Annotated in this window: 22 protein-coding genes; 1 reads left to right on the top strand and 21 read right to left on the bottom strand. The window is 65.3% G+C overall.

All coding sequences use genetic code 11. From position 1 onward, the window contains the following. The 7 genes from nrdR to ACTIAO_RS05555 are packed head-to-tail and all read right to left on the bottom strand — an operon-like array spanning position 1 to position 8,165. On the bottom strand, positions 1-477 hold the full coding sequence (nrdR, locus tag ACTIAO_RS05585) for a transcriptional regulator NrdR (RefSeq protein ID WP_441905279.1): 477 nt from the start codon (positions 475-477) through the stop codon (positions 1-3). A 4-nt stretch (positions 478-481) separates the two neighbouring features. After that, positions 482-1,810 (bottom strand): histidinol dehydrogenase, encoded by a 1,329-nt coding sequence (gene hisD / locus ACTIAO_RS05580; protein ID WP_441905278.1) that lies wholly within the window; start codon positions 1,808-1,810, stop codon positions 482-484. A 1-nt stretch (position 1,811) separates the two neighbouring features. Then, positions 1,812-2,828 carry a hypothetical protein gene (locus ACTIAO_RS05575; RefSeq protein ID WP_441905277.1) on the bottom strand — a complete coding sequence of 339 codons (1,017 nt, stop codon included), beginning with the start codon at positions 2,826-2,828 and terminating at the stop codon, positions 1,812-1,814. A gap of 11 nt (positions 2,829-2,839) precedes the next feature. Beyond that, a complete protein-coding gene (gene dnaE, locus ACTIAO_RS05570; protein WP_441905276.1) occupies positions 2,840-6,358 on the bottom strand; it encodes a DNA polymerase III subunit alpha in 3,519 nt (1,172 codons plus the stop codon). Between the two features lie 42 nt (positions 6,359-6,400). Further along, positions 6,401-7,120, bottom strand: coding sequence for a hypothetical protein (locus tag ACTIAO_RS05565; protein ID WP_441905275.1), 720 nt, complete (start codon positions 7,118-7,120; stop codon positions 6,401-6,403). Further along, positions 7,117-7,554: a DUF6114 domain-containing protein gene (locus ACTIAO_RS05560; RefSeq protein ID WP_441905274.1), complete on the bottom strand. Its 438-nt coding sequence runs from the start codon at positions 7,552-7,554 to the stop codon at positions 7,117-7,119. Before ACTIAO_RS05560 ends, ACTIAO_RS05565 begins: the two co-directional genes overlap by 4 nt. Before the next feature lie 14 nt (positions 7,555-7,568). Then, positions 7,569-8,165: a DUF6230 family protein gene (locus ACTIAO_RS05555; RefSeq protein ID WP_441905273.1), complete on the bottom strand. Its 597-nt coding sequence runs from the start codon at positions 8,163-8,165 to the stop codon at positions 7,569-7,571. A gap of 113 nt (positions 8,166-8,278) precedes the next feature. Here ACTIAO_RS05555 and ACTIAO_RS05550 point away from each other — a divergent pair, with 113 nt between their 5' ends. Continuing rightward, positions 8,279-8,878, top strand: coding sequence for a TetR/AcrR family transcriptional regulator (locus ACTIAO_RS05550; RefSeq protein ID WP_441905272.1), 600 nt, complete (start codon positions 8,279-8,281; stop codon positions 8,876-8,878). Between the two features lie 6 nt (positions 8,879-8,884). On the opposite strand, the gene ACTIAO_RS05545 is transcribed toward ACTIAO_RS05550, so the two are convergent. From ACTIAO_RS05545 to ACTIAO_RS05480, 14 genes are all read right to left on the bottom strand, one after another. Then, positions 8,885-9,805, bottom strand: coding sequence for an RluA family pseudouridine synthase (locus ACTIAO_RS05545; protein WP_441905271.1), 921 nt, complete (start codon positions 9,803-9,805; stop codon positions 8,885-8,887). Between the two features lie 2 nt (positions 9,806-9,807). Further along, a complete protein-coding gene (lspA, locus tag ACTIAO_RS05540; RefSeq protein WP_441905270.1) occupies positions 9,808-10,383 on the bottom strand; it encodes a signal peptidase II in 576 nt (191 codons plus the stop codon). Positions 10,384-10,392: 9 nt separating this feature from the next. Next, positions 10,393-10,995 carry a DivIVA domain-containing protein gene (locus tag ACTIAO_RS05535; RefSeq protein ID WP_441905269.1) on the bottom strand — a complete coding sequence of 201 codons (603 nt, stop codon included), beginning with the start codon at positions 10,993-10,995 and terminating at the stop codon, positions 10,393-10,395. A 108-nt stretch (positions 10,996-11,103) separates the two neighbouring features. Further along, on the bottom strand, positions 11,104-11,403 hold the full coding sequence (locus ACTIAO_RS05530; protein ID WP_441905268.1) for a YggT family protein: 300 nt from the start codon (positions 11,401-11,403) through the stop codon (positions 11,104-11,106). 3 nt (positions 11,404-11,406) lie between these two features. Further along, the gene (locus ACTIAO_RS05525; protein WP_441905293.1) at positions 11,407-11,895 is read right to left on the bottom strand and encodes a cell division protein SepF; all 489 of its coding nucleotides are present in this window, start codon (positions 11,893-11,895) and stop codon (positions 11,407-11,409) included. Between the two features lie 40 nt (positions 11,896-11,935). Continuing rightward, positions 11,936-12,616, bottom strand: a complete 681-nt coding sequence (locus ACTIAO_RS05520) for a YggS family pyridoxal phosphate-dependent enzyme (RefSeq protein WP_441905267.1) — start codon at positions 12,614-12,616, stop codon at positions 11,936-11,938. A gap of 3 nt (positions 12,617-12,619) precedes the next feature. Next, the gene (gene ftsZ / locus ACTIAO_RS05515; protein WP_441905266.1) at positions 12,620-13,768 is read right to left on the bottom strand and encodes a cell division protein FtsZ; all 1,149 of its coding nucleotides are present in this window, start codon (positions 13,766-13,768) and stop codon (positions 12,620-12,622) included. A gap of 167 nt (positions 13,769-13,935) precedes the next feature. After that, entirely contained in the window at positions 13,936-14,862 is a 927-nt protein-coding gene (locus tag ACTIAO_RS05510) for an FtsQ-type POTRA domain-containing protein (protein ID WP_441905265.1), read from the bottom strand. Positions 14,863-14,865: 3 nt separating this feature from the next. Further along, on the bottom strand, positions 14,866-16,278 hold the full coding sequence (gene murC, locus ACTIAO_RS05505; RefSeq protein ID WP_441905264.1) for a UDP-N-acetylmuramate--L-alanine ligase: 1,413 nt from the start codon (positions 16,276-16,278) through the stop codon (positions 14,866-14,868). Between the two features lie 12 nt (positions 16,279-16,290). Then, positions 16,291-17,364, bottom strand: coding sequence for a UDP-N-acetylglucosamine--N-acetylmuramyl-(pentapeptide) pyrophosphoryl-undecaprenol N-acetylglucosamine transferase (locus ACTIAO_RS05500; RefSeq protein WP_441905263.1), 1,074 nt, complete (start codon positions 17,362-17,364; stop codon positions 16,291-16,293). Next, positions 17,361-18,554, bottom strand: a complete 1,194-nt coding sequence (ftsW, locus tag ACTIAO_RS05495; protein ID WP_441905262.1) for a putative lipid II flippase FtsW — start codon at positions 18,552-18,554, stop codon at positions 17,361-17,363. Before ftsW ends, ACTIAO_RS05500 begins: the two co-directional genes overlap by 4 nt. Then, positions 18,523-20,055 carry a UDP-N-acetylmuramoyl-L-alanine--D-glutamate ligase gene (gene murD / locus ACTIAO_RS05490; RefSeq protein WP_441905261.1) on the bottom strand — a complete coding sequence of 511 codons (1,533 nt, stop codon included), beginning with the start codon at positions 20,053-20,055 and terminating at the stop codon, positions 18,523-18,525. Before murD ends, ftsW begins: the two co-directional genes overlap by 32 nt. Further along, the gene (gene mraY / locus ACTIAO_RS05485) at positions 20,052-21,161 is read right to left on the bottom strand and encodes a phospho-N-acetylmuramoyl-pentapeptide-transferase (protein WP_441905260.1); all 1,110 of its coding nucleotides are present in this window, start codon (positions 21,159-21,161) and stop codon (positions 20,052-20,054) included. The genes murD and mraY overlap by 4 nt, the downstream gene beginning before the upstream one ends. Further along, on the bottom strand, positions 21,158-22,570 hold the full coding sequence (locus ACTIAO_RS05480; RefSeq protein WP_441905259.1) for a UDP-N-acetylmuramoyl-tripeptide--D-alanyl-D-alanine ligase: 1,413 nt from the start codon (positions 22,568-22,570) through the stop codon (positions 21,158-21,160). Before ACTIAO_RS05480 ends, mraY begins: the two co-directional genes overlap by 4 nt. Positions 22,571-22,592: the final 22 nt, after the last annotated feature.

Raw genomic sequence — 22,592 nt, 5'->3', positions numbered from 1 at the left:
TTACCGGTCGGCGGCGCCGGACTCGGACGCACCGTGGTCCGTGCGCAGATCCGTGATCGCGGTCTCGAAATCGTCCAGGGACTCGAATGCCTGATAGACACTCGCGAATCGCAGATAGGCGACTTCATCGAGATCGCGGAGAGGTCCGAGAATCGCCAGCCCGATCTCGTTCGCATCGAGCTGCGAGACGCCGGTCTGACGAACAGCCTCCTCAACGCGCTGCGCGAGGATCGCGAGATCTGCTTCGGTGACCGGACGGCCCTGACACGCCTTGCGGACTCCGGCGATGACCTTTTCGCGGCTGAAGGGCTCCATCACTCCGGAGCGCTTGATGACGTTGAGGCTTGCCGTCTCGGTCGTGGTGAACCGGCCGCCGCACTCCGGGCACTGCCGACGTCTGCGGATCGAGAGCCCGTCATCGCTGGTGCGGGAGTCGATCACGCGAGAATCGGGATGGCGGCAGAAGGGGCAGTGCATGGTGTTACAGCGTAGCCGCTGCGTCGTCTGCTGCCTGGAAGCGCGCTTCGATGGCCTCACCGTGCGCAGGAAGCACTTCGCTGTTCGCCAGAGCGACTACTCCCGCACGCACCGCAGCGAGCGCGGCGTGATCGTAGGAGATGACCTGCTGCGGCCGCAGGAACGTGTACGCGCCGAGCCCTGGCGCGTAGCGCGCCTGTCCTCCTGTGGGCAGCACGTGGTTGCTTCCGGCCATGTAGTCGCCCAGGCTCACCGGAGTCTGATCGCCGACGAAAACTGCTCCCGCACTAGTGAATGCGGATGCCGCGGCCTCTGCATCTTCGAGGTGGAGTTCAAGGTGCTCGGGCGCATAGGCATTACTGAATGCCACCGCCATCGCACGATCGTCGACGAGGACGATCGCCGACTGCGGACCTGCGAGCGAGATACCGACGCGTTCGGAGTGCCTCGTCGCCGCTGCACATTCGGCGACGCAGGCAGCCACGCGCTCGGCGAGCGACTCATCATCGGTGACCAACACGGCAGATGCCTGTTCATCGTGCTCGGCCTGGCTCACGAGGTCTGACGCGATCAGACGAGCATCGGCGGCAGCATCCGCGACGATGAGGATCTCGGTCGCACCGGCTTCGGAGTCGGTGCCCACGGCACCGGCGACCGCCCGCTTTGCGGACGCGACGTAGTTGTTGCCCGGGCCGGAGACGACATCGACCGGATCCAGATCGAGTGCGGGCACGCCGTAGGCGAACGCGCCGATTGCACCGGCACCGCCGATCGCGTAGATCTCGGTCACGCCGAGGAGACCGGCCGCACCGAGAATCGTCGGGTGGATTCGGCCGTCCTCACTGTGCTGCGGGGGCGAAGCGAGCGCGATCTGCTGCACACCGGCGACCTGTGCCGGGACCACGTTCATGACGACGCTCGAGGCGAGTGGAGCTTTGCCGCCCGGGATGTACACGCCGACGCGGTTGACCGGCTGCCAGCGCTGCGCCACGCGCGCACCAGCACCGATTTCTGTGACGCGAGGATCCGGAACCTGCGCTGCCGATCCCTGTCGCACACGACGAATCGCTTCTTCGAGAGCGGCTCTGACATCGGGGCTGAGAGTGGCGACAGCATCCTGAATGTGCTCGGCCGGAACACGGATCGCGTGACCGGTGACCCGGTCGAACTTCTCCGCCTGCGTCCGCAGCGCCGTTTCTCCGTCACGCCTGACGTCTTCGACGATCCGCGCTGCGGTCTCCAGTGCCTCCGCACGCGCCTGTGTGGCACGTGGGACGGCGGCGAGCATCTCTGCCGGCGAGAGCTCCCGCCCTCGCAGATCAATCGTGCGCACGTCAGCCTCTCGTGATGTCTGCGATGTCGTGCAGGTAGCCGATACGGCCGTCGTCGTGCCGCACGACATAGGCACCACCGCGGTCCTCGATCACCAGCGCCCAGGCGTCCGGTCCGACCAGAAAAAGCGACTCGCCCTGCTCATCGACGACGTCGCGCTCGGTCGGCGCAAGCGCCCAGAACGGCTGAGACTGTCCCTCGGGCGCGATGTCGACGGGTTCGTTGGGGGAACGGACGTATCCGGGGACATAGTCATCGCCGATCTCCATGTCCGCGCCGAGCTCGCCGCCGGATGCATGTTCGGTGAGCGGAACGCTCTCGCCCAGTCCCAGCTCAGCTGCAGACTCCTGCTCGACATCGTCCACGGACTCGCCATCGAAGGAGTCGGCGATCTGAGCGTCGGCCTCGAGTTCGTCGGCGACCGGGGCGGCAGCGGGGGTCGGGCGCGCGGGGCGCTCCTTGCGCGGACGGGCGATCACCGGACGCACCGGGTTCGCATTGCGATGCGCCAGCGTCACGAGGCGACCGTGGAAGTCCTCACGGAGTCCAGGAATGATCGGCGCGAAGACGGTGACGACGACCAGCATGAGCAGTGCTGCCAGCTGCACCCACGGCACCCAGATGATGCCATAGGAGCCGTTCAGCACGGATGCGGCGATGAACTCCCAGAGCACCTGCACCCACCACAGCACCGCGACGGAGAACGCCACGGATGCGAACTGATCGATGCCCAGCGAACCGACGCGACGGATCCCGTCGGGCGAGAATCGGCGGAGGACGATGAGGAAGACAGCGACGGTGGGCAGGCCGAGCGGCAGCAACCACGCGATCCCCTGGGCCCACAACGCCGGACCCCACCCCACGGGGAAGAACGAGGTGACGAACAGCACCAGCCAGGCGCCGACGATGAGGAGTTCGCGAAGTGTGAATCCCCAGATGCCGGGCTGCGGGGTGACGTGTTCGGCGTAGAGCACGCCATCCTCGTCGGAGAAAAGTTCTTCCGGTGTGTCCGTACTCATGGGTACCGATCCTACCCGAGGCATGTCGGGCCGAGCAGCGACTTGAGGTCGCCGAACAGATCGGCGGACACCTTCACCGGCATCGGTACATCGAATACCTTGGCTGTCTGACCGCGGTGCACGCGCAGCACCACCTCCGTCTCGCCGCTGTGCCGCCTGAGCACTTCAGCGAGTTCGTTCATCACGTGCTCCGTCGCCCGCTGCTCTGCCAGCATCAGCGAGAGAGGTCCGGCAGTATCGAATGAGCCGACATCCGGCGAGAACGCCGATTGGGCGTGCAGGTTCAAGCCGTCGTCACGGCGCGAGACGCGGCCGCGAACGGCGAGGATCGCATCCTGCTGCAGAGTGTGCTGGAACTCCGTGTAGGTCTTACCCATGAACATTACGGTGACCTCACCATTGAAATCTTCGACGGTGATCATGCCGTACGGGTTGCCGCTGGCCTTGGCCACGCGGTGCTGCACGCTCGTGACGAGGCCGGCGACGGTGACCTGATCCCCATCCTGAAGATCTTCGGACGCGAGAAGGTTGTGGATCGAGATCGACGCATGCTTCGCGAGCGGCACCTCGAGGCCGGCGAGCGGGTGGTCGGAGACGTACAGTCCGAGCATCTCGCGCTCGAACGCGAGCTTGTCCTTCTTCACCCATTCCGGGCGATCAGGGACTTTCGCCGGCGGGGCTTCTTCATGGGCGTCGTAGAGGCTGTCGAAGTCGAATCCGATCGCTCCCTGAGCCTCGTTGCGCTTCTGATCGACGGCGGCCTCGGTGGCGTCTTCATGGATCTCCATGAGCGCTCTGCGAGTGTCGCCCATCGAGTCGAAAGCGCCGGCCTTGATCAGCGATTCGACTGTGCGCTTGTTCGAGACGTGCAGCGGGACTTTCTTGAGGAAGTCGTGAAAAGAACCGAAGCCCTCCTTCTCACGTGCCGTGATGATGCCGTCGACGACGTTGCTGCCGACGTTGCGCACAGCACCGAGTCCGAAGCGGATGTCTTCCCCGACAGCGGCGAAGAAGTTGATCGATTCACCGACGTCGGGAGGGAGGACCTTGATGCCCATCCGGCGGCACTCGTTGAGGTAGATCGCCATCTTGTCCTTGGAGTCGCCGACACTCGTCAGGAGGGCTGCCATGTACTCGGCCGGGTAATGCGCCTTCAGGTACGCGGTCCAGTAGGAGACCATGCCGTATGCGGCCGAGTGCGCCTTGTTGAACGCATAGTCCGAGAACGGCAGCAGGATGTCCCACAGCGCCTTGACCGCACCGTCGCCGTAGCCATTCGCGTGCATGCCGGCCTGGAAGCCCGCATACTGCTTGTCGAGCTCGGACTTCTTCTTCTTACCCATCGCGCGCCGCAGAATGTCTGCCTGGCCGAGTGTGAAGCCGGCGACCTTCTGCGCGATGGCCATCACCTGCTCCTGGTAGATGATTAGACCGTAGGACTCGTCGAGGACGTCTTTCAGCGCGTCTTCGAGCTCGGGATGGATCGGCGTGATCGGCTGCAGCCCGTTCTTGCGCAACGCGTAGTTCGTGTGCGAGTTCGCCCCCATGGGGCCGGGGCGGTACAGGGCGATCAGAGCCGAGATGTCACCGAAGTTGTCCGGCTTCATGAGGCGCATCAGCGAGCGCATGGGGCCGCCATCGAGCTGGAACACGCCCAGCGAGTCGCCGCGAGTCAGAAGGTCATAAGATGGACGATCGTCGAGTTCGAGGTGCTCGAGGTCGACATCTTCACCACGGTTCGTGCGGATGTTATCGAGAGCATCGGAGATGATCGTGAGGTTCCGCAGCCCCAGGAAGTCCATCTTGATCAGGCCGAGGGACTCGCACGACGGATAGTCGAACTGCGTGACGATCTGGCCGTCCTGCTCGCGCTTCATGATTGGGATGATGTCGAGCAGCGGTTCACTCGACATGATGACGCCAGCCGCGTGCACGCCCCACTGCCGCTTGAGGCCTTCGAGCCCGATGGCCCGATCGAATACGGTCTTCGCCTCGGGATCGGTCTCGATCAGCGCCCGGAACTCGCTGGCTTCTTTGTAGCGCGGATGCGCACTGTCGAACATGCCGTCCAGCGGCATGTCCTTGCCCATCACGGGTGGCGGCATGGCCTTCGTCAGGCGCTCCCCCATGCTGAACGGGAACCCGAGCACGCGCCCGGCATCCTTCAGCGCCTGCTTGGACTTGATCGTGCCGTACGTGACGATCTGCGCGACGCGCTCCGAGCCGTACTTCTCGGTGACGTAGTCGATCACTTCGCCACGGCGCCGGTCATCGAAGTCGACGTCGAAGTCAGGCATCGAGACGCGATCGGGGTTCAGGAAGCGCTCGAAGATCAGTCCGTGCTCGAGCGGATCGAGATCGGTGATCTTCATGGCGTAGGCGACCATGGAGCCGGCGCCGGAACCGCGCCCGGGACCAACGCGGATGCCGTTGTCCTTGGCCCAGTTGATGAAGTTGGCGACCACGAGGAAGTACCCAGGAAAGCCCATCTGCAGGATGATTCCGGTCTCGTACTCGGCTTGCTTGCGCACTTTGTCGGGGATGCCGTTCGGGTACCGGTAGTGCAGGCCGACCTCGACCTCTTTAACGAGCCAGCTGTCTTCGGTCTCGCCGTCCGGCACAGGGAAGCGCGGCATGTAGTTCGCGGCGGTGTCGAACTCGACCTCGCACCGCTCTGCGATCAGGAGCGTGTTGTCGCACGCCTCGGGGTGATCGCGGAACATCTGGCGCATCTCTTGCGCGGTCTTGATGTAATACCCGTCGCCGCTGAACTTGAATCGATTCGGGTCATCCATCGTCGAACCGGACTGCACGCACAGCAGCGCCTCGTGTGCGTCGGCTTCGTGCTGGTGGGTGTAGTGCGAGTCGTTCGTGGCGACCAGAGGAATGTTCAGGTCTTTCGAGATCTTCAGCAGGTCGCCGATCACGCGGCGCTCGATCGAGAGGCCGTGGTCCATGATCTCGGTGAAGTAATTCTCCTTGCCGAAGATGTCCTGGAATTCGGCCGCCGCTGCGCGTGCGGCATCGTACTGTCCGAGTCGCAGTCGGGTCTGGATCTCGCCGGACGGGCAGCCGGTCGTCGCGATCAGCCCCTTGCTGTACTTCTGGAGCAGTTCACGGTCCATGCGGGGCTTGAAGTAGTACCCCTCGAGGCTGGAGAGCGAGCTCAGCCGGAAGAGGTTGTGCATGCCCTCGGTGCTCTGGCTCCACATCGTGGTGTGCGTGTACGCACCCGAGCCTGAGACATCGTCGCTCTTCTGATCGGGTGATCCCCAGGCGACCCGCGACTTGTCGCTGCGATGGGTGCCGGGAGTCACATACGCCTCGAGACCGATGATCGGCTTCACGCCGGCATTCTTGGCAGCGTTGTAGAACTCGAAGGCCGCGAATGTGTTGCCATGATCGGTGACAGCGATGGCCGGCATGCCGTAATCGGCGGCCGCCTGCGTCATCGCTTGGATCTTCGCGGCACCATCGAGCATCGAGTATTCGCTGTGAACGTGCAGGTGTACGAAAGAGTCGGATGCCACGGGTTCGAGTCTACGTCGAGGCACAGACACGAGGCCCCGAGATCAGCCCTCTTCAAGCTCGACGATGCGCTGATCGGTGTTCGTGTAGTGGATCGAATCGGCGATCGAACCGACGAGCCCCATCGAGACCTCCAGCAGCCCCGGCTCGACATCCGTCAGCGCCGGTGGCGTGGCAAGACCCAGCGTGATGCCTTCCCCACCCAGAGAGGTCGCCGATACAGAACCGAGGTACACCGACACATTTCCCTCCAGTGACATCGTGTCGGCCGTCGTCACCAGTCCCGGACCATCCGGTGGACGCACGGTCAGCGAGAACCCGCTGATCGTGATGGAGTCCGCGTCGATCTTCAACGCGCGCACCGTGCTCCCGTCGACCGTGGGAACGCTGACGATGCTGATGCCCCGCAGTCCCGTGAACGACAATCCGCCAGCACCCATCGCAGCCGGCGTGCCGGTGAACACCGGCGCACCCTCATCGACTGGAGCCGGTACCGGAGTCTCCTCCGGATCGGGCTGCGGTGACGCGGTGTCTGCGGGAACCGTGGAATCCGAATCATCGGTCTTCGGAGCGTCGGGCTCCTCGGCATCCGGTATCGGCGTGGTCGTCTGGACCGGTTCCGGATCCTGCTTGGGACACATGAATGACAGGAAGGAGTCGCAGAAGCCCGTGTGACGCGGGGCCGGTGCGGCGCCGATCATCAGAGGGGCTGCCAAGGCCAGACCGGCGATGACGGCAGCGACGCGCAGCGGACGGGGCCTCATGCGTTCTCCTCCGTCTGCTCCTCCTGTCGCGACGCGGCGCGGGCACGTGCCGCAGCCTTCGCCTCGGGGGTCATCCAGGCGACGACGAGAACCCCGCCGACACAGGCGAGAATGGTGCCCAGAAGGAACCCGCCGAGGTTCACCCCGATGAGCGCATACAGGCCGACTGCGAGCGAGATCACGCCGTAGAAGACGTGGTGCGCCGGCATCGTGATCGCGAGGATTCCCAGCAGCAGCATCACGATCGGGATGACCGTGGCCTGGAGCCCCTCGATCCCCAGCTGCACGTGCAGATGCCCGATGTCGAGCTGCCCGGAGAAGAACATCTCCACACCGGAGACGGCGACCAGCAGTCCGCCGATGAACGGCCGCTCGCGCCGCCACGCCGAGAACCTGCGTGTCGAGTGTCGCTTCGAGCGACGTGAGGCGGTCACCGTGTTCGCTTCGCTCAGAAGCACGGAGTCGATCCGTCGGTCAGTTCGAGAGTCATGCCGGTGAGCGTGAACACCGATGCCTGCGTGCTCCAGGCGGTCTGCTGAAGATTCGCAATCGAGACCGTGTCAGCATCCTGTGCGAAATCGCCGGCGCTGCCCTTGGCTTCGGTCTGCACGGTCGAGGCATCCACTCCGATGCGGATGTTGCCGAACGACGCGTCACCGGCGAGTCCTGTCATTCCGATCTGCAGATCAGTGGCGCTGGCGGGATTTCCATCGCCACCGGCTTTGATGAGCACGCCGACCGTCCCCAGTGGCGTCTCGGTGACCACGGACTGGCAGAGGTCACTCAGAGTCGCGCTCTTGATGTTCGCGATCGCGACGGTGTGCTCACCGCCCTCGGAATCGGTCGCAACGCCGGCGTACTGCGAGAAGCCGGTTCCCTCGAGCTGACTGGCGGAGATCTGGAACTGGCTGCCCGATACGGCGAACGACACCGGGACGGATCCCTGGGCGACTCCACCGAGTAGGAGTCCGGCAACGATGCCGACGGGCACCGCAGCGAGGGTGATGCGACCGGCGTGGGACTTCGTGAGTGACGGGAACTTCATCGATCCTCCTGATCTCAAGCCATCGTCTTCGACGGCGCGTGTTCGAGCATAATCCTCATTGACTCAGAGTCAATACGAGTTCGGCATGTCGGGCAGATCACTAAGCTGGCTTCATGTCGTCCGAGCGCCGCAGCCGCCTGACACCGGAGGACCGTCGCACGCAGCTGATCGTGGTGGGTGTGAACTTCCTCGCGGATCACCCCCTCGATGAGCTGTCGATGGACGAGCTAGCCCGGCGCGCAGGCGTCTCCCGGGCACTGCTGTTCCACTACTTCGAGTCCAAACAAGGCATGCACCGCGCCGTGGTCACCACCGCGCGCGACTCCCTGCTGCAGGCGACCGCTCCCGACCCCGAGTTGGAGCCGCGCGAGCGCATCGACGACACACTCCGCCGCTTCGCGATCTTCGTACGCGAGCACCGAGGCACTTTCCTCTCCCTCGTCCGCGGCGTCGCCAGCGGCGACCCGACCGTGCGCGCGCTGGTCGACGAGTCACGAGAGTTCAATGCCGAGCTGCTGCGCGAGGCATTCGGTGAGCTCGGGGTCCGCGACACCCGCGCGGTGCGCGTGGCCCTGCGCGCGTGGGTCTCTTTCGCCGAGGAGGTATTCGTCAGCCTGGCAGCAGATCAGCTGACCGACGATGACGAGCTCGTCGCTTTCCTCGTGCGCACGCTGGACGCGGCGGTGACAGCAGCGCGCGACAGCGATCTGTAATCGGCGTCAGTCGCCGCGCAGGACGCCGAGAGCATGAACGAAGTCGGCAGGATAGTCCGATTCGAACTGCACCCACTCCCCCGTCGCCGGGTGGGTGAACGCGAGCTTATGGGCGTGCAGCCATTGCCGAGTGAGTCCCAGCCGTGCAGAGAGCGTCGGATCCGCACCGTACAGCGGATCGCCGACACACGGATGCCTGTGCGCGGCCATATGAACGCGAATCTGATGTGTACGACCGGTCTCGAGGTGGATCTCGAGCAACGAAGCACCGGGGAACGCCTCGAGCGTCTTGTAATGGGTGACAGAGGGCTTGCCATCGGGGACGACGGCGAACTTCCATGAGTGGTTCGGATGCCGCCCGATCGGGCCCTCGATGGTCCCTGCCAGCGGATCAGGATGCCCTTGCACGACGGCGTGGTAGATCTTCTCGACCGTGCGCTCCTTGAAGGCGCGCTTGAGTGCCGTGTAGGCGGACTCGCTCTTGGCCACCACCATGAGACCGCTGGTGCCGACGTCGAGCCTGTGCACGATTCCCGCGCGCTCGGCGGCACCGCTGGTGGCAATGCGGAAGCCCGCACCGGCAAGGGCACCGAGGACGGTTGGCCCTTCCCACCCCACTGACGGATGTGCGGCGACACCGGTCGGCTTGTCTATGACCACGATGTCGTCGTCGTCATAGACGATTCCAAGATCGGGCACGTCGATCGGCACGATCGCCGGCCCCTGTTTGGGCTGCCACTCGACGTCGAGCCAGCCGCCGGCGCGCAACCGATCGGATTTGTCGAGAACGGCACCGTCGACGCGAACGCCACCGGCCGCGATGACGTCAGCGGCGAACGTGCGCGAAAAGCCGAGCATCTTGGCCAGCGCAGCATCCACCCGTGCGCCATCCAGCCCGTCTGGTACGGGCATCGATCGTGACTCCACGATCAGTGGTCTCTCTCGACGGCCTCGACGTCGGCTGCCGAGTCGGACTCGGCAGGCTCGAGATGATTCTTATCGCGCGTTCCGTCGAATCGGATACCGAGAATGATCAGCAGCGCGACGGTGATCATGCCGCAGACGATGAAGATGTCCGCGACGTTGAAGATCGCGGGCATCATCCACGGCATCGAGATCATGTCGACGACATGGCCGACGCCGAACCCGGGTTCACGGAAGAGTCGGTCGGTGAGGTTGCCGAGCACGCCGCCGAGGAGGCATCCGAGCACAATGGCCCAGAGCCGGGAGCGCAGACCGAATGCTTTCCAGATGATGAGTGCTGCGACGACGGTGAGCGCGATCGTGAAGATCCACGTCACCTCACTGCCGAGGGAGAAGGCTGCTCCGGAGTTGCGGATGTAGTAAAGCTGCAGGAACTCACCCAGAACCGGAACCACCTCGTGGAGCGGCAGGTTCTCGATCGTGAGGTACTTCACAAACTGATCGGCGGCCAGCACCAGCACCGCGAGAATCGCGACGATGATGCCGGCCGCCGACCGACGAATCAGAGGACGTCCGGGCAAAGGGACGACCTACAGGCCGATCGCGGAGACCGGCGTCGAGTCCGTCGACGTCGACTTCTCATCGAGGTCGCGGAGCTGACCCTCGATGTAACCGCGAAGCTGCGTACGGTAGTCGCGCTCGAAGTTGCGGAGCTCGGTGATGCGAGCCTCGAGCGTATTGCGCTCGCGCTCAAGACGAGCCGACTCCTCACGCTGCTTGGCCTGGGCCTCGGAGTTGATGCGGTCGACCTCGGTCTGCGCCTCGGAGATGAGCTGGCTCTTCTTCGCCTCGCCCTCCGCAACATGCTCGTCGTGCAGACGCTGCGCGAGCTCGATGATGCCGGCGGTCGCCGTGGTCGAACCAGGACCTGCAGCCGCCTCGACGGGTACTGCCGGGGCTGCAGCCACGGGGGCCGACTCCGGAGCCTTTTCGGCCGTCGATGCCTCAGCGGGCTTCTCACCGGACTCGTAGGCTGCGAGCTTCGTCTTCAGCTCGGCGTTCTCTTCGAGAGCCTTGCGCCACTCGACGACGATCTCGTCAAGGAAGTCATCGACCTCGTCCGGGTCGAAGCCGTCCTTGAAACGGACGTGCTGGAACGACTTGGTGACGACGTCATCCGGGGTCAGTGCCATAATCTCGGCTCCTCTTTCGATGAGTTCTGTTGCCAGTGTCTGAAGCATGGCTTGTTAATGATCCAGGCGCGTACCCGGGGCGCGCGCCTCGTGCCAGCATAGTCCCGATCAGAAGAACTGCCGCACGATCGACATCAGGATCAGCACCGCAAGCATGGTGAACGTGAACCCGAAGTCAAGCGACAGCGTTCCGATGCGCAGCGGAGGAATGAAGCGTCGGAACAGCTTGATCGGAGGGTCTGTGACGGTATAAACGACTTCCGCGGCGATAAGCCCCGCGCCTGTGGGGCGCCATCCTCGGTTGAACAGCGGGATGTAATCGAGAATGAGCCGCGCGAACAACACGAAGATGTAGATCAGCAGGATCAGGTGAACGATCGATGCGATCCAGGAGACCACTGTTGCCACGGATCAGGACTGATCGAAGCCCGCGGACTCCGGATCAGCGCTCGTAATGCTCCCCTGCCCGGAAATGGCGATGTTCTCGGGCGACAGCAGGAACACCTTGCTGGTGACGCGCTCGATGCGACCGTAGAGTCCGAGGGACAGACCGCTCGCGAAGTCGATCAGCCGACGCGCATCAGCATCCGACATCTGCGACAGGTTGATGATGACCGGAACGCCCTCGCGGAAGCTCTCGGCGATCAGCTGTGCGTCACGGTACTGCTTGGGGTGCACAGTGAGGATCTCGTTGACCGTCCCCGCCGAAGGCTGGCGAACAGCCACAGGACGACGCAGCGGCGTCACAGGAGCCGGTGCGGCTTCGTCCGTCTCACGGGCGCGCTCACGGTCACGCTCACGCTGTGCGCGGGCGGGTGCCGGAGCAAGCTGCTCCTCATAGGCCTCTTCCTCATCGGCGAGTCCCAGGTACACCATGGTCTTCTTCAGCGGGTTTCCCATCGTGTCCTCCGTGTTCGACATGGGCTGATCTGTTTCGAGGTTAACCCCGGTCAAGCCGGGGTCCGGTGATTGCCGAACCGATCCGAAGGTGTGTCGCACCCGCAGATATCGCCTCGGCGAAGTCGCCGGTCATGCCGGCAGAGATCCAGGTGGCGTTCGGCTCGACCCCGCGGATGCCGTCGGCGATGCCACGCAGCCGCTCGAAGGCGGATGCCGGCTGCTCATCCAAGGGCGCTACACCCATCACTCCGCGCAGGCGCAGCGACGGCAGCGTGAGGATGTGCTCGGCGAGACGCTCGGCCTCGGCCGGGGCGACTCCCCCTCGTCCGGAATCATCGGTGAGATTGACCTGCACGAGAACGTCGAGCACATCGTCGTCTTCTGCCACCCTGTCCAGCGCGTCAGCGAGTTTGATCCGGTCGACCGAGTGCACGGCATCCGCGCTCCGCCTGATCGCGCCGGCCTTGTTCGTCTGGGCCTGTCCGATGAAATGCCAGCGCAGACCGTCGAGGTCGAGCTGGTCGTGTTTGCTCGTGAGCTCCTGCTGACGGTTCTCACCGACATCGCGCACTCCGAGTGCGTGCAGATCGCTGACGAGAGATGCCGGGTGGAACTTCGTCACGACGATGCGCGTGATCTCCCCGGCATCCCTGCCCGCTGAACGGGCAGCATCCGCGATCTGTGCATCGATCGCGGACAGCCGCTCTGACAGACCTTCCACGTGCTACTTCAGGAACTCGGGGATGTCGATGTCATCGTCGGTGAAAGCGGGCTCCAGGCTGGTCGCAGCACCGCGCGGAGCGGACTGCTGCTCCGGCTCTGCCGCCTTCGGTGCCTCTGCCTCGTCATCGGACAGCGTCACCTCCGGCAGCGGTGCGGCGGGCTCGGGGCGCGATACCACCATGGGGTCCAGACGCAGCGAGGGCTCCCCACCATCGAAACCGGCCGCGATGACGGTGACGCGAACCTCGTCGCCCAGGGTGTCATCGATGACGGTACCGAAGATGATGTTCGCTTCAGGGTGCGCAGCCTCCTTGACGAGGTCTGCGGCATCGTGGATCTCGAAGATGCCGAGGTTCGATCCGCCCTGAACCGACAGCAGCACGCCGTGCGCGCCTTCGATGGATGCTTCGAGCAGAGGCGACTCGACCGCCAGCTCTGCAGCCTTGATCGCGCGGTCTGCGCCGCGCGCCGAGCCGATGCCCATCAGGGCGGAGCCGGCTCCCTGCATCACCGACTTCACGTCGGCGAAGTCGAGGTTGATGAGACCGGGGGTGGTGATGAGGTCGGTGATGCCCTGAACACCGGCGAGGAGCACCTGGTCTGCAGTGGCGAATGCCTCGATCATCGAGATGCCGCGGTCGCTGATCTCCAGCAGCCGGTCGTTGGGCACGACGATGAGCGTGTCGACTTCTTCCTTCAGCTTCGCCACGCCTTCCTCTGCCTGGCTCTGGCGGCGTCGGCCCTCGAAGGAGAACGGCTTGGTGACCACACCGATGGTCAGCGCGCCGATCGACTTGGCGATGCGTGCCACGACGGGCGCGCCGCCGGTGCCGGTGCCGCCGCCTTCACCGGCGGTCACGAAGACCATGTCTGCACCAGCGAGTGCCTGCTCGATCTCTTCTGCGTGATCCTCCGCAGCGCGGCGACCGACCTCGGGGTCGGCGCCGGCGCCGAGTCCTCGGGTCAGCTCTCGGCCCACGTCGAGCTTGACGTCGGCATCGCTCATGAGCAACGCCTGCGCGTCGGTGTTCACGGCGATGAACTCGACACCTCGAAGGCCGAGATCGATCATGCGGTTCACGGCGTTGACGCCGCCACCGCCGACGCCGACGACCTTGATCACGGCGAGGTAGTTCTGGTTCTGGCTCATGGCCGGCCTCCGATAGTTTTGAGCCTGGAAAGAATGTGAACCTTAAACCTCAACTAGAGGTGTAAAGTATTTCCCGGTATTGCGTTCTCAAGATCGAAGGTATGCGGCGTATCGCCGTGTGCGCGCAAGGACACGGGCGTGTCGTGTGTTTCGGTGCGCAATACCGCTCAACCGGCGACGACGACGTCCGGAGAGGACACGTCGATCATCCGGGCGGCAGGGTTCGCCGCCATCGCGGTCGTCAGCGTTCGCGCCTTCGCGACCGACTTCTCCGCGCTTCCCCACACAACACTCAGCCCACTGGAGAGCTTCAGAGTGACATCGTCCAGAGTGCTCGCCGAGACCTCGGTGAGGACGCTGCGCACATCAGCCGGCAGCGACCGGACGACGAGTCCGACCGACTCGAACGCATCGGAGTCCACGCCGCCGTCCACCCGCAGCACAGGCTGTCCCTCCGGCGGTTGCGCAGTGGTCGACAGAGCGACTCCCGCGGCGTCGACGAGGGTGTATCCGGCATCCGATTCGATCACGCCGATCGGCGTGCGCTCGACGATGCGCAGCGTGAGATCGTGCGGCGGCTTGGCCTCCAGCGCATAGGACTCGATCAGCGGGAACGCCATCAGCGACGCTTTGACCTCACTGTCGTCGATGAGAGCCAACGGCGTGCCGATCTGATCGGCCAACGCCGCCTCGACGGTGCTCGCGTCCAGCGTCGAGGCGCCGACGACGCTGATCTTCTCCACGGCGAACAACGGGCTGTATGCCGCGATCGCACTCCCGCCGATGAGCAGGACCAGCGCGCCGAGCGCCCCCAGCCAGATGAATCGGCGACGACGGGAGCGCTGCGTGAACCGGCGAATCTCCGCGCGCAGGCGCTTGCGGCGTGCTCGAGCGGCGCGCCAGACGTCTCGCGCGGTGAGACCCTCCAGAGATTCCGGTTCGGCGGGTGCTTCGTCTACATCGAATTCACCAGGATGCAGATCGACCGGCTCTCGCGGCTCGTACGGCGCGTCCGCCGTCTCGCGCCCAGCGGCTCGGGGTGGTGCGGCCTGTGCCTCCTCCGGCGGAGTCGGAAGCGGTGCCGGGCGGCGCATCGGTCAGCCCTCGGTGCTCGTCGTCGGGTGCTCGCGCAGCGATTCCAGGACCTGCGGGATGATCAGATAGACGTTGCCGCAGCCGAGCGTGATCACGTAGTCGCCCTCGCGGACGACCGATGCCGTGTAGTCGGCGGCCTCCTGCCAGTCGGGGACGTAGTGCACGTGGCTCGGGTCCGCGAACGCTCCGCTGACCAGCTCGCCGGTGACACCGGGCACGGGATCTTCGCGTGCACCGTACACATCGAGCATGACGGTGTGGTCGGCGTAGGTCTCGAGCACCTCGGCGAACTCGCGATACATGTGCTGCGTGCGTGAATAGGTGTGCGGCTGCTGAATTGCGATGAGCCGTCCCTCGCCGACAACGCCGCGCGCGGCCTCGAGCGCCGCTCTCACCTCGGTGGGATGGTGCGCGTAATCGTCGAACACGCTGACGCCGCGCTCGACGCCGTGCAGCTCGAAGCGCCGCACCGTGCCCGCGAAGCTCTCGACGGCGTGCACCGACTCTGCGAGCGGGTGCCCCAGGGCAAGCAGTACGGCGACCGCTCCCGCAGCATTGACGGCGTTGTGCACACCCGGGATGGCCAGCTGCATGCGTTCGCTCTGTCCGCCGTGGGTGATCGTCGCTGCCACGAGGCCGACTGTGGAGATCTCCGTCAGTCGGACGTCGGCGTCAGCAGCCTCGCCGAATGTGATCACGTTCGAATGCGACAGTCCCGCCTTCACCCGAAGAGCGCCGGGATCATCGCTGGAGATCACGACGGCCTCGCTCGCTGCGTCGGCGAAGCTGATGAACGCATCGTGGAACGCCTCCTCCGAGCCGAAGTGATCGAGGTGGTCGGGGTCGACGTTGGTGATCAGTGCGATGGATGTGTCATAGAGCAGGAACGTTCCGTCCGACTCGTCGGCCTCGATCACGAAGAGGTCATCTGCGCCCGATGAACTGGATGTCCCGAGCTGCTCGATCACTCCGCCGTTCACGAAGTTCGGGTCGGCGCCGAGCGCCTGCAGCGCCGTGACGATCATCCCGGTGGTCGTCGTCTTGCCGTGGGCCCCGGCGACCGAAACCAATCGGTGTCCGCGGATCAGCCAGTGCAGGGCCTGCGAACGATGGATCACGTGCAGGCCGCGCTCTTTGGCAGTGACGAACTCGGGGTTCTCGGGCCAGATCGCTCCGGTGTGCACGACCGTGTCGGCATCGCCGAGGTGTGCGGCGTCGTGGCCGATGTGCACAGTCGCACCGGCGGCGGCCAGAGCCTGCAGGTTGTCGCTGTCGGCGCGATCGGATCCGGAGACCCGGATGCCGGCGTCGAGGAACATCTTGGCCAGGCCGCTCATGCCCGAACCGCCGATCCCGATGAAGTGGGCGGCGGCGATGGACTCCGGGATCGGGAGGGAGAGGTCAGGTCTGATCATGTCCCCTCCATCCTAATTCGTGAGCGCGCGATCGATCATGGCGACGACGTTCTCCGTGCCGGTGCGCGTGCCGACGTTCTCGGCCGCAGCGGCCATCCGGCCGATGCGCTCACGATCCCCGAGCAGGGGGATAATTTGCTCGCGCACCGCGTCGCCGGTGAATGCGCCGTCATCGAGCAGCAGCGCTGCTCCGGCCGAGACCGCGGATGCCGCGTTCAGGCGCTGCTCGCCGTTGCCGACCGCATAGGGCACGTAGACGGCGGGGATGCCGAGTGCGCTGATCTCGCTGACGGTCGCAGACCCGGCGCGCGAGACGATCAGGTCGGCCAACGCGAAAGCGAGGTCCATGCGATCGACGTACCGGCGCATCGCGTACCCCGGCACATCCGGATCGGCAAGCTCACTGCGCTCCCCCGTGACGTGGAGCAGCTGCCACCCTGCCGCGAGCACGTCGCCCCAGGAATCAGCCAGCGCCTCGTTCAGTCGCTGCGCCCCCAGCGACCCGCCGAAGACGAGAAGCACGGGTCGTCCGGCATCCAGCCCGAAAGCCTCGGCGGCCTCGGCACGGCGCGCAGCGCGGTCGAGATCGACGATCTCGCGTCGCAGCGGCATCCCGACGACCTCGCTGTGCTTCAGCGGCGTGCCGGCGAACGCCACGCCGACGGCGGCTGCGCGCCCCGCGCCGAGCTTGTTCGCAAGCCCAGGACGGGCATTGGCCTCATGCACGACGAACGGCACGTTCTCACGACGCGCGGCAATGTACGCCGGAGCGGATGCATAGCCGCCGAATCCGACCACGACGTCGACGCCGTGCTCGCGGATGTGCGCACGCACCTGGGCGATCGCGCGGCGGAAGCGCCCGGGGAAGCCGAGGGCCTGCCGATTCGGTCGACGCGGGAACGGCACCTTGTCGACGATGAGCAGCTCATAGCCGCGAGCGGGGACCAGCCGGGCCTCGAGCCCTTCCTTCGTGCCGAGGACGAGCACCGTGTCGTCAGCGTTGCGCTCACGCAGAGAATCGGCGACGGCGAGCAGAGGATTGACATGGCCGGCGGTGCCGCCGCCGGCGAGGAGGTACGAGGTCACCTCGTGACCTTACCCCGATCCGTTGCGGGAATCGTGCGAGCGAAGGCCAGGAGCACCCCGCACGCGAGCAGCACAGACAGGAGCGCGGTGCCGCCCTGCGACATGAACGGCAGCGGCACGCCCATGACGGGGAGCACGCCGATCACGACACCGATGTTGATGAGCGCCTGGCCCAGGATCCAGACGGTGATGCCGCCGGCTGCGACACGGATGAACGGGTCGTCGGTCTTGCGCATGATGTGGAAGGCACCGACCGCGAAGAACGTGAACAGCGCCAGGACGACGAGGCATCCGATGAGCCCCAGCTCCTCACCGACGATGGCGAAGATGAAGTCGTTCGCCGCCGCAGGCAGCCAGCCGTACTTCTCCTGCGAGTTGCCGAGCCCGAGTCCGAAGATTCCGCCGTTGGCCATGCCCCAGACCGCGTGGATCGACTGGTAGCAGTCGTGCTCGTAGTTGCTCATATCGGAGCAGACTGCCGTGATGCGTCGCATGCGGTCGGGGCTGGCGATCGCAAGGGCGATGACACCCACGACCCCGAGCAGCACGGGGAGGATGAACAACCGGAGCTTGACTCCCGCGAAGAACAGGCACCCGAGCAGGATCAGCACGAGCACCATCGCCGTACCGAGGTCGCGCCCGGCCATCACCGTGGCGAACACGAGCAGCCCGACCGGGATCACCGGGATGAACACGTGTCGCCAGATGCCCAGAAGCGCGCGCTTGCGCAGCAGCACATATGCCACCCAGAGGGCGAGGGCGAGCTTCAGGAACTCCGACGGCTGCATCGAGAATCCCGCGATGCGGATCCAGTTTCTGTTTCCGGCATCCTCGACCCCCAGCGGGGTGAACACGAGAAGCTGCATGAGGGTTGCCGCGATGAGCAGCGGCCACGCCATCTTCTTCAGGAACCGGATCGGCAGTCGGCTGACGAGGAACATCAGCGGGATGCCGATAGCGGCGAACATCGACTGCTTCAGCGCCGTGTCCATGACACCGGTCTCGGTCGCGCTCGTCGCCGAGATCACCATGATGATGCCGAACACGGTCAGCAGAAGTGCCGTGGATGCGATCAGCAGGAACTCGCTCGACGGCGGAGTGAAGATCCGCCCCAGCGAGACGCGGGCCGCAAGCCCCCGGGAATCGGTGCCGCGGGTGTCAGTGCGCGGTGGGCGGGCTACCTGTGTCATCGGCACTCCCCCGGTCGATCCACCTGCGCACCGCATCGGCGAAGCGGTGGCCACGATCCGCGTAACTTGCGAACTGATCGAAGGATGCCGCTGCAGGGGCCAGCAGAACCGTGCTCCCGTCGGTGGCGATCCCTGCGGCCAGTTCCACCACGCGGGTCATCACATCATCAGTCTCACCAGTGGTGACCTCATACACCCGCACGTCGGGCGCGTGTCGCTCGAATGCCGCCAGGACCTCGCCGCGCTCGGCGCCGATGATCAGTGCGGCGCTCGCTGTGCGACCGGCATCCGCCACGAGGTCGGAGACGTCGACGCCTTTGAGATCTCCGCCCACGATCCACACCGCACCCGGATACGCGCGCAGCGACGATGCAGCCGCATGGGGGTTGGTGGCCTTGGAGTCATCGACCCACGTGATACCCGCGTGCCGTGCCACGACCTGGACCCGATGCTCGTCGAGGCGGAAGTCTTCCAGAGCGTGACGGATCGCCTCCGGTGCTGTTCCGAGGGCACGTGCGAGGGCGGAGGCCGCGAGGATGTTCTGCACGATGTGCGGGGCGGCAAGACCTGCCCGATCGAGATCGGCGAGCGTGGTCAGCTCGAGCGCAGAGTTGCGACGGTCGTCCACGAACGCACGGTCGGCGAGGATGCCGTCGACGACTCCGAAATCGCTGGGACCGGGAATGCCCAGGTCGAAGCCGATGGCACGGGCGCCCTCGGTGACCTCGGCATCCTCGACCATGATCCGAGTGGCCTCATCGGCCTTGTTGTACACGCAGGCGACGCGCGTGTTCCGGTAGACGAAGGATTTCGCCGCGCGGTAGGCCTCGGCGCCGCCGTGCCAGACGAGATGATCATCGGCGAGGTTCAGGCACACTGCAGAGTGCGGCACGAGCTGACCTGCGGGCTCGCTCTGACCGATGTACCAGAGCTGGTGACTGGAGAGCTCGACGACGAGAACGTCGAAGCCAGCGGGATCTCTGACGGCATCGAGCACGGGAATCCCGATGTTCCCGCACGGCGCGGCGCGCAGTCCGCCTTCGACGAGCAGCGTGGCCGTGATCTGAGTCGTCGTGGTCTTGCCGTTGGTGCCGGTGATCAGCACCCAGTCGGCCGGAGTTCCATCTGCACGGACGACTTTGTCGCGCACGCGCCAGGCCAGTTCGACGTCGCCCCACAGGGCGATGCCGGCATCCTGTGTCCAGCGGATGAGCGGATGCGACGGCGAGAACCCCGGGGAGGCGATGACGACGTCCGGCGCGAAATCCACGAGCTCGTCCGGTGCATCGTCGAGCGTCCCCAGTACGAGCTTCGCGCCGATGACGGGGACGAGGCGCGCGTATTCCTCGGACGCGGCCTCCGAGAGGACGAGAACGTCCGCGCCGAGCTCGGTCAGCGTGTCCGCCGCGGCGAAACCGGTCACGGACAGGCCCAGAACCGCGACACGCAGCCCCGTCCAGTCGGCGTGCCAGCTGGTGAGGCCATCCAGTCGGGAGGTCATATCAGCGTGAGCCATTCGACGTAGAAGAGGCCGACGGCCACGATGGCGAGAAGACCGGCGATGATCCAGAGTCGTACGACGATCGTCACCTCCGGCCAGCCCCGCATCTCGAGGTGATGGTGGAACGGGCTCATCAGGAAGAGCCGCTTTCCGCGGGTGATCTTGAAGTAGAGACGCTGCAGGATCACCGAACCCGAGGAGAGGACGAACACTCCGGCGATCACGAGCAGGAGCAGCTCGGTGCGGGTGAGGATCGCCATCGCGGTGATGACGCCGCCGATGGCCATCGATCCGACGTCGCCCATGAAGACCTTGGCCTTGGGCGCGTTCCACCATAGGAATCCGATGAGGCCGGCGGCGAACGAGGCCCCCACGATCGCGAGGTTGAACGGGTCGCGGACTTCGTAGCAGGCATCCAGTGCGCCAGGGTCCACTCCCGTGCCCGCGCAGGACTGCTTGAACTGCCAGAACGCGATGAGACTGTACGCGCTCACGACGAACACTCCCGCACCGGCGGCGAGACCGTCGAGGCCGTCGGTGAGGTTCACGCTGTTCGAGGTCGCGATTCCGATCACCGCGATCCAGATGAGGTAGACGATCCAGCCGATGACGACGCCGAAGGCGAACAGGTTGAGCCAGGAGATGTCGCGGAAGAGCGAAACGTATCCGCTGGCCGGAGTCTGACCGAACTGATTGGGGAAGTTCAGGGCGACGATTCCGAACGGGATCATCACGATTAACTGCCCGATGACTTTGCGCCATCCGGACAGGCCGAGACTGCGCTGCGAACGCACCTTCATGTAATCGTCGATGAATCCGACCGCACCGAAGCCGACCATGAGCCAGAGCACGAGGATCGCCGACAGCGCCGGCGTGCTGCCGCCGGCGTAGACACCGGTGAAGTAGCCGACGATCGTGCCGACGATGAAGATGACACCGCCCATCGTGGGCGTGCCGCGCTTGGCCTCGTGGCTCGGGTTCGCGATGTCTTCGGGGGTGCGGATGACCTGCCCCCAGCCCCACCGACGGAACAGTCGCAGGAAGACCGGAGTCAGAAAGAGCGTGAAGGCGAGCGATATGGCAGCTGCCATGAGGAGTGATCTCACGAGAACAATTCTCCCAGACGATCGCCGAGGTGCCGGAGCCCCACGGAATTGGATGATTTCACGAGCACGCGATCACCGTCGCGCAGCTCGGTGCGCAGGTACTCGAATGCGGAGTCCTGGTCGGGAAGGTGGATGGCTTCACTGTCCCATGAGCCCTCACCTACGACGGAGAGGTACAGGCGACGAGCCTCGGGTCCGACGACGACGATGCGACGGATATTGAGACGCACGGCGAGCAGACCGATCCGGTCATGCTCCTCTCCCGCGCTCTCGCCGAGCTCGCTCATCGCACCGAGGACGGCAACGGTGCGCTCGTCGGGTCCGGTGATCTGCGCGAGAGTCCGCAGGGCCGCAGCCATCGAATCGGGGCTGGCGTTGTAGGCATCGTTGATGATGCGCACTCGGTCACTGCCCATCGGCTGCATCCGCCACCGTTCGGCGACCTCGACCGTCTCGATCCGGGCGATCGCATCAGCGGTGGTCACGCCGAGCAGGCGAGCCGCGGTGATAGCTGCGAGGGCGTTGGAGACGTGGTGCGCGCCGAGCACCTTCAGGTGCAGGCCGATCGTCTCGTCACCCGCCGTGATCATTGCCCGCGTGCCGTCGGCAGCGACCTGCAGATCGGATGCACGCACCTGGGCGGCATCGCCCTGTCCGAACCCGACGACAGCCATCCCCCGCTGCTCAGCCGCCTCTCTCATGCCCCACACGCGCGGGTCATCGACGTTGAGCACGGCGGTGCCGCCGCTGCGGGATGCTGTGATCAGTTCAGCCTTCGCCGCGGTCGTGGCTTCGATGCCGCCGAACCCGCCTGCGTGCGCCATGCCGACCATGAGGATCACGGCGATGTCGGGTTCGACAAGACCCGCCAGGTGCGCGATGGCACCGGGGGCGGCAGCGCCGAATTCGCTCACGAGGAATCGGGTGTCATCGCTCACGCGGAGCATCGTGAGCGGAGCTCCGACCTCGTTGTTGTACGAATTGATCGGTGCGATCGTCGCACCCTCGTCCTCTAGGATGCGGGCGAGGAGATTCTTCGTCGTGGTCTTGCCGTTCGAGCCGGTGATACCGACGATCTTCAGCTGTCCCCCGGCGCGCACGCGCGCAACGACAGCACGTGCCAGCGCGGCAAGGGCTGCGACAGCATCCGCTACGACGATCTGCGACACCGGAGCATCCACGATGTGCTCGACGAGCGCGAGCACGGCGCCGTTGTCGACGGCGGCTCCGACATAACGGTGCCCGTCGGTCTCCGCTCCGGGCTTGGCGATGAAGATCCCGCCGGGCACCATGTTCCGCGAGTCCGTGTCGACCACCCCGCTCACCACGGTGTCGCCGGTATCGGAGCCGGCGACGTGGAGATCACCGCCGGTGATGGCAGCGATCTCAGCAAGCGGCAGAGCGATCATGACATCTCCATGCGCGGCGATG

It is taken from the genome of Microbacterium sp. (assembly GCF_052099035.1).
Classification (GTDB): Bacteria; Actinomycetota; Actinomycetes; order Actinomycetales; family Microbacteriaceae; genus Microbacterium.
This window is presented reverse-complemented; position numbering and strand designations above follow the sequence as displayed.